The sequence below is a fragment of the Flavobacteriales bacterium genome (assembly GCA_016124845.1).
Classification (GTDB): domain Bacteria; phylum Bacteroidota; class Bacteroidia; order UBA10329; family UBA10329; genus UBA10329.
In genome coordinates this window covers 39,174-45,173 of sequence record WGMW01000058.1, presented here as the reverse complement: position 1 = coordinate 45,173, position 6,000 = coordinate 39,174, and the positions used below count along the sequence as shown (strand labels likewise).

Annotated in this window: 5 protein-coding genes; 3 read left to right on the top strand and 2 right to left on the bottom strand. The window is 44.9% G+C overall.

Features of this window, described 5'->3' with window-relative positions:
• The first annotated feature begins 731 nt into the window (after positions 1-731).
• The 3 genes from GC178_18110 (at position 732) to GC178_18100 (ending at position 4,794) form a co-directional block, all read left to right on the top strand.
• The gene (locus GC178_18110) at positions 732-2,720 is read left to right on the top strand and encodes a PAS domain-containing protein (GenBank protein ID MBI1289486.1); all 1,989 of its coding nucleotides are present in this window, start codon (positions 732-734) and stop codon (positions 2,718-2,720) included.
• A gap of 81 nt (positions 2,721-2,801) precedes the next feature.
• Positions 2,802-3,404: an AhpC/TSA family protein gene (locus GC178_18105; GenBank protein MBI1289485.1), complete on the top strand. Its 603-nt coding sequence runs from the start codon at positions 2,802-2,804 to the stop codon at positions 3,402-3,404.
• Between the two features lie 46 nt (positions 3,405-3,450).
• A complete protein-coding gene (locus tag GC178_18100) occupies positions 3,451-4,794 on the top strand; it encodes a SpoIIE family protein phosphatase (protein ID MBI1289484.1) in 1,344 nt (447 codons plus the stop codon).
• A gap of 1 nt (position 4,795) precedes the next feature.
• Here GC178_18100 and GC178_18095 read toward each other — a convergent pair whose 3' ends face one another.
• A complete protein-coding gene (locus GC178_18095) occupies positions 4,796-5,359 on the bottom strand; it encodes a hypothetical protein (GenBank protein MBI1289483.1) in 564 nt (187 codons plus the stop codon).
• 29 nt (positions 5,360-5,388) lie between these two features.
• Positions 5,389-5,760 carry a DUF1987 domain-containing protein gene (locus GC178_18090; protein MBI1289482.1) on the bottom strand — a complete coding sequence of 124 codons (372 nt, stop codon included), beginning with the start codon at positions 5,758-5,760 and terminating at the stop codon, positions 5,389-5,391.
• Positions 5,761-6,000 lie beyond the last annotated feature (240 nt).

Below are 6,000 nucleotides of genomic sequence, written 5' to 3'. Positions count from 1 at the left end.
GAGATGGAGGTTCGCTTCGCTCACGTGGGTTGCTCGTGAAGACGCAGGGGCGCAAAGGAGTGCGCGGGTCATCCTGAGTGATTTTCCTTTCTCGGGAAAATTGTATCGAAGGATTTTTCACACAGAGCCGCAGGGAAGCAGATTTGGTTCGCTACGCTCACGGTCGGTTCTCGCAAAGTGGCCAAGACGCAAAGGGTTCGCTTCGCTCACGGTGTTGTTGCACGGAGGGGAATTGAGGATGGGAGATACACGGAGAGGGTTCGCTACGCTCACGGTCGGTTCTCGCAAAGCGGCCAAGACGCAAAGGGTTCGCTTCGCTCACGGTGTTGTTGCACGGAGGGGAATGGAGGATGGGAGATGCACGGAGAGCGTTCGCTTCGCTCACGTTTAGGTCTCGCAAAGTTGCAAGGACGCAAAGGGTTCGCTACGCTCACGGTGTTGTTGCACGGAGGGGAAAGGAGGATGGGAGATGCACGGAGAGAACATTCAGAGGCAATGAGCTCCCGTTGGTCGGTTCGCTACGCTCAGATTATTTCAAACAGAGAGGCAGAGAAAATCGGTAGGTGAATAGAGATCAGGGAAAGAGAGATATGGGGTTGATTGAACGGACTCTCTTTAGCAGCTATTGGCGGGACAACCATGTTAATTGAGGGTTTTTTCCAGATCGCCCCCGGGTTGGAATCTTTGTGCATTGTTGCTAACTTGCTGCTGGAACAGGGAAAATCCAGGGAATGAGCAAGCCTTTACGAGTACTACTTCTGGAAGATAGCGTTACTGATGTTGAGCTTATCAGGAATGAACTCAATAACGGTGAATGGTCGTATGAACTGACCCATGTTTCCAACAGGGCTGCTTTTGAAAAGGCTCTCAAGCATGACTGGGATATTATTCTAAGCGATTATTCCTTACCTGGATATAGCGGATTAATGGCCTTTCGGTCAATGACGGAAAGAGGTCAAAAAGTACCATTCATCATAGTAACGGGTGTACTTACGGATGCGCAGGCTGCGGAGATAGCGGAGATTGGAATTGATGATTATCTCATCAAGGACCGATTATCAAGACTGGCTTTGACCATAACAAAACTGCTGGGTCATCGACTTACGGAGATCGAGCTCAGGGAACAGGAGGAGGTGCACCGTATTGCAGCCGACCGGCATAGGACAATTATGGAACAGTCGCGGGATATGGTAACCGTAGTGTCGCCTGAAGGTATCTATGTTTATGTCTCGGCAGCTTGTAATCCACTTCTCGGATATAGACCTAATGAAATGCTTGGTCGTCTTGGCTACGACTTTATCCCGGTGGAGCAGTTGGAGTATATCGGAGGGGAGCATGTGAGGGTTCTGGAAACAAAACAAAGCCTTCTTCTCCCCCACAAGATGGTTAGGAAAGATGGTACGCTGATATCGGTCGAATCTTCAATAAGTCCGGTTGTTGGAGAAACTGGGGAATTGACCGAGATCATTATCATAACCCGGGACGTGGAGGAAAGAGAAAGGGCGGCAGATAGGTTGGAACACGCCAGGCATCTTTTGAACGAAGCTCAGCATTTGGCTCAAGTGGCCAACTGGAACTTGAATATGGAAACATACGATCTGTATTGGTCGGATTCGCTTCGTGACATGCTTGGAGTAGAGCCGGACTTTAAACCGGATTTTGAGTTTTTCAAAATGGCCATTCACCCAGATGATAGGCCTTGGGTAGTGGAACAGATGAACCAGGTTGAGCATTACGGTAAGGAACTAAAGGCTCAGTTCCGGCTGATTGGAAAAGGTGGTGTTGAGCGTATTGTAAAAGCCCGGAACTACATAGAGCAGGATAAGTCGGGAACTACGGTAAGGATCTATGGGGTGATGCAGGATGTAACGGATCTAAGTAGGACGCAGACGGAACTACAAGAGACGTTGGAAAACCTGGAACTGAAAGTAGCTGCCAGAACACAGGAGCTGGAACGGAGTAATCGAGAAGTGATCGATGGTATGCGGTATGCGAAACATTTACAGGATGCGGCCTTGCCTGGATTAAAGACCTTCGAGCGATATTTCTCGGAAGCTTTCATTTACTATAGGCCGCTTAACATTATCGGTGGTGATTTTTATTGGTGCTATCGATCCCGCAAACAGACGATGGTGGCCTGTGGTGATTGTACGGGTCATGGGGTTCCGGGCGCGTTTATGAGCCTAATAGGTACTGACCTTCTCCGTCATGTTGTAATCGATCAGGATTGGCGTTTTCCATCACTTATTCTGGAACTGATGGATGTTGAACTTGAGAACCGATTGAGTAAAAGTTCTGATGAAACAATGGGAGATGGTATGGACATGGCGTTCTGTACCGTTGACAATAAGGAGCAGAAGATTCAATTTTCGGGTGCGATGAGTTCCATTGTACTGATAGGAAAGGAAGGAAGTCGCGTATTCAAGGGAAACCGTTATTCGCTTGGTGCTTATATCAGTTCGGCCGACAAATCTTTCGAAACCGCGGAAATTCCATTTCAGGAGGGAGAAATGCTGTACATGTTTTCGGACGGGTTCCAAGATCAATTAGGTGGCCCGAGAACCAAACGTTACATGTTTAAAAACCTTCTGTTGTTATTGGAGAGAATCCATGAAATGTCAGTATCGGAACAGCGACAGGAGATTCATTCCGAGTTCGAAAAATGGAGAGGACAGAATGATCAGGTTGATGATGTTCTGGTGATGGGATTAAGGCTGTAAGAGGAATTGACGTTGTTTTCCAATTCGTTGGAACTATTTGAAATTCGACCCGTAAGGTTTCGGAAAAGTGACTGTTTGGGGATGAAAAAATTGATTCTTTCAGTATGGCTTGTTCTGCTTTTCTGCACGATAGCCTATATATTCTGGCACGAGGATTGGAAATACAGTCTGCCGACCCCCATACCTGCGGATTATGTGGAAATACAGCCGGGTGATAAAGTGAATATCGGTAACGAGGTTAAACGAAGAGAGGGTGCCCCGCTATTTCTTCACTTTTTCAATCCCTCATGTCCTTGTTCCCGATTCAATATTCCTCATTTCCGTTCACTTGTCCGTGATTACGGGAATCAGATTGCTTTCGCAATTGTTGTTATGCATGATAAGAATCAACATTCGGTGGAAGACATCAGAAAGCGTTTTGGACTTGATACGATTCCCATATATTTCGATAAGAACATTGCTGATTCTTGCGGTGTTTACTCAACACCTCAAGCGGCATTGATAGATGGTGACGGAAGGCTCTGCTACAGGGGTAATTACAACAAAAGCCGATATTGTACTGATAGAGGGACTTATTATGCCAAAATGGCTGTTGACTCATTGCTCAAAGGAACATTTGCACCCATCACGGACATTGCTGCGATAAAAAGCTATGGTTGCTCCCTTCCGGTATGTACAAAATGAAGAAGTTGCATATCCATAACCTATGGCAAGCTCAAGTATTGGCTATATGAATACGTACACGTTGGGTCTTTCCCTCAGGTCAAAGGAGAGTTCTGATCGCCTGATGAACTATTTCTTAGGCACCTACTTCCTTTTTGGGCTCTTTTTGGCCACTTATTATGATACTTGGCTTATAGGTATTGGTGTTGGCTCGCTTGCACTTATCGCGTATTATTCGACAAGGTGGGTCATGCCGGATTCAGACCTGTATCAGTATGTATTAAGTGCAGTAGGCGGTGTCTTTATGGCGCAGTTCATCTACCAGATGCATGGAATGTTTGAGATGCATTTCTTCGCGTTTATTGGAAGTGCCTTACTTATTACCTATCAGAACTGGAAGCTGCAAATACCGCTTACACTTGTTGTAGTTGTCCATCATGGAACCTTTGGTTATTTACAGTACATAGGATTTGACCAGGTTTTCTTTACCCAACTTGATTATATGACCCTTGAAGTGTTCATTTATCATGTTTCATTGGCAGCTGTCATTTTCAGCCTGTGCGGCCTGTGGGCATACAAATTCCAGAAGATACGGGAAGATCTTGTCCATGAGGTTGACGAGCGGGCAGCGTTGGGACAGCAACTTGAGGACAAGAACAAGGATATAACGGACAGTATACTTTATGCTGAAAAGCTTCAAAAAGCCACATTTCCAGAGGAAGCTGGTGTTCGAGAATCGTTTGAGCGTTTCTTTGTCTACTCCAGCCAAAAGAATATCGTTGGAGGAGACTTTTACTGGATGCACAAAGATGGGGACACTACCATCATTGCCTGTGCAGACTGTACTGGGCATGGGGTTCCAGGGGCGTTTATGACCATCATTGGAATCAATATATTGAATCGTATGATGTTGAACCGTACCTGGCAGAGCCCTGATACGGCTCTAAAAATCTTAGATCAGGAATTAAACAATGCCATAGGAAGGAAAACCAGTAAGATGGATGATGGGATGGATATTTCGCTCTGTATCATCAACACGGCCAAACGGCAGGTGAAATTTGCGGGGGCAATGAATCCAGTTATTCTGGTCAGCAACGGAAATGCCCATACGTTTAGGGGGAGCAGGTATGGCCTTGGGGCATATATACATACTGATGAAAAGGTGTTTGATGCAGTTGAATTCGAATACAAAAAGGGGGACATGTTGTATATGTTCACCGATGGGTATCTCGACCAGTTCGGTGGGCCGAACACGAAAAAGTACACAAGAAGGAGGTTTACCAAATTACTTATGGAGATGAGTAACCAGTCGGCCGATGAACAGCGTAGAATGCTTGATGACACTTTGGATTCATGGCGCGGTTCTTTGCCACAGACCGATGATATTATGGTCTTAGGAATAGGGCTTTGATCTAACCCTGTATGCTTACCTTATAAACGAAGAACAGGTCATCGTCTTCGACCTCACGGAAGTGGTATTGTATCTTGCTCTTTGATTTCCTCATAATATCAATGAACCCCAGTCCTGCTCCACCTTTAGCAGATATTTCTCCATCGTCTATTACCTCCAAATAGTGTTGATGCAGTTCATCGGAGTTCATTTCATTCAATCGATCCAGTCTATTCTGCAACTGCTTCTTTTCATGTCGTTTCACATTGTTGCCTGACACAATAAAGAATCTTTCTTCCGCATCCTTGCCAAGGATAAAGATGGACGACAACAATCCGAGATTGTGTTTCTGTCCATGACGGGTTATGTTCTGCACACATTCCATCATAATATTGAAGATTTTCTTCTTAACCCGGGTCTCTGTGTTTCTGGAACTTAGGCGGTCTTCCGTAATTGAGACCAGATTTTCCAATGTTTCAGATGTAATCACATCTGTGTACATCAGAATCAATCGATTCCTGTGCATGAGTTCTTTGAACCGATAGGTCTCTTCAATTATTGACAGAAACTGATTATCTTCTGACATGATGGAATGAATAATTACTGTCGCTAATGTTAGATGCCTTCAAATTCAAACGGAATCTTTAAAAGTCGGGCAAAGTCTTTACCAGTATCCAACGCATCTTCATCTTCTTTGTCGTACTCCCACGTAATGATGATCTCTTTTCCATCTAACACTTCAATAGCCTTTTTCAAAAAGTTAAGAAGGCACTTTGAAGAAGCCGTATTACAATATTCCAATCCCACAACAATCCTGGTAGCATCTTTGGCACCTTGACCGTAGTCCTCAACCCACTCGGTCAAGCGCTCATAGAATTCAAAAGGATATTCTGTCGTGGAATACCCTTTAATCAGAAGGTTACCCATTGTACCATCAAACGATACCAATGGGGTACTGGAAGTTGCATCTATGTTCAGATTATCCATTTTTTCACTGGTCTTAAACAAACCTACGAATAATTTATGTTTAGAGCTTTGAGGTGTATTGGTTGGCTTTCAATACATAAGACGGGTGCTTATTTGGTGAATCATTTCTTTGCAAGGGAGTGGAAGTAGATGTTGTTTAATTTGCTCAGGGTTTAGTTCACACAGAGGGGCGGAGAGACAGAGAAATGGACAGATGAACAGAGATGAGGGTGTTCGCTACGCTCACAGATTTTATCCACA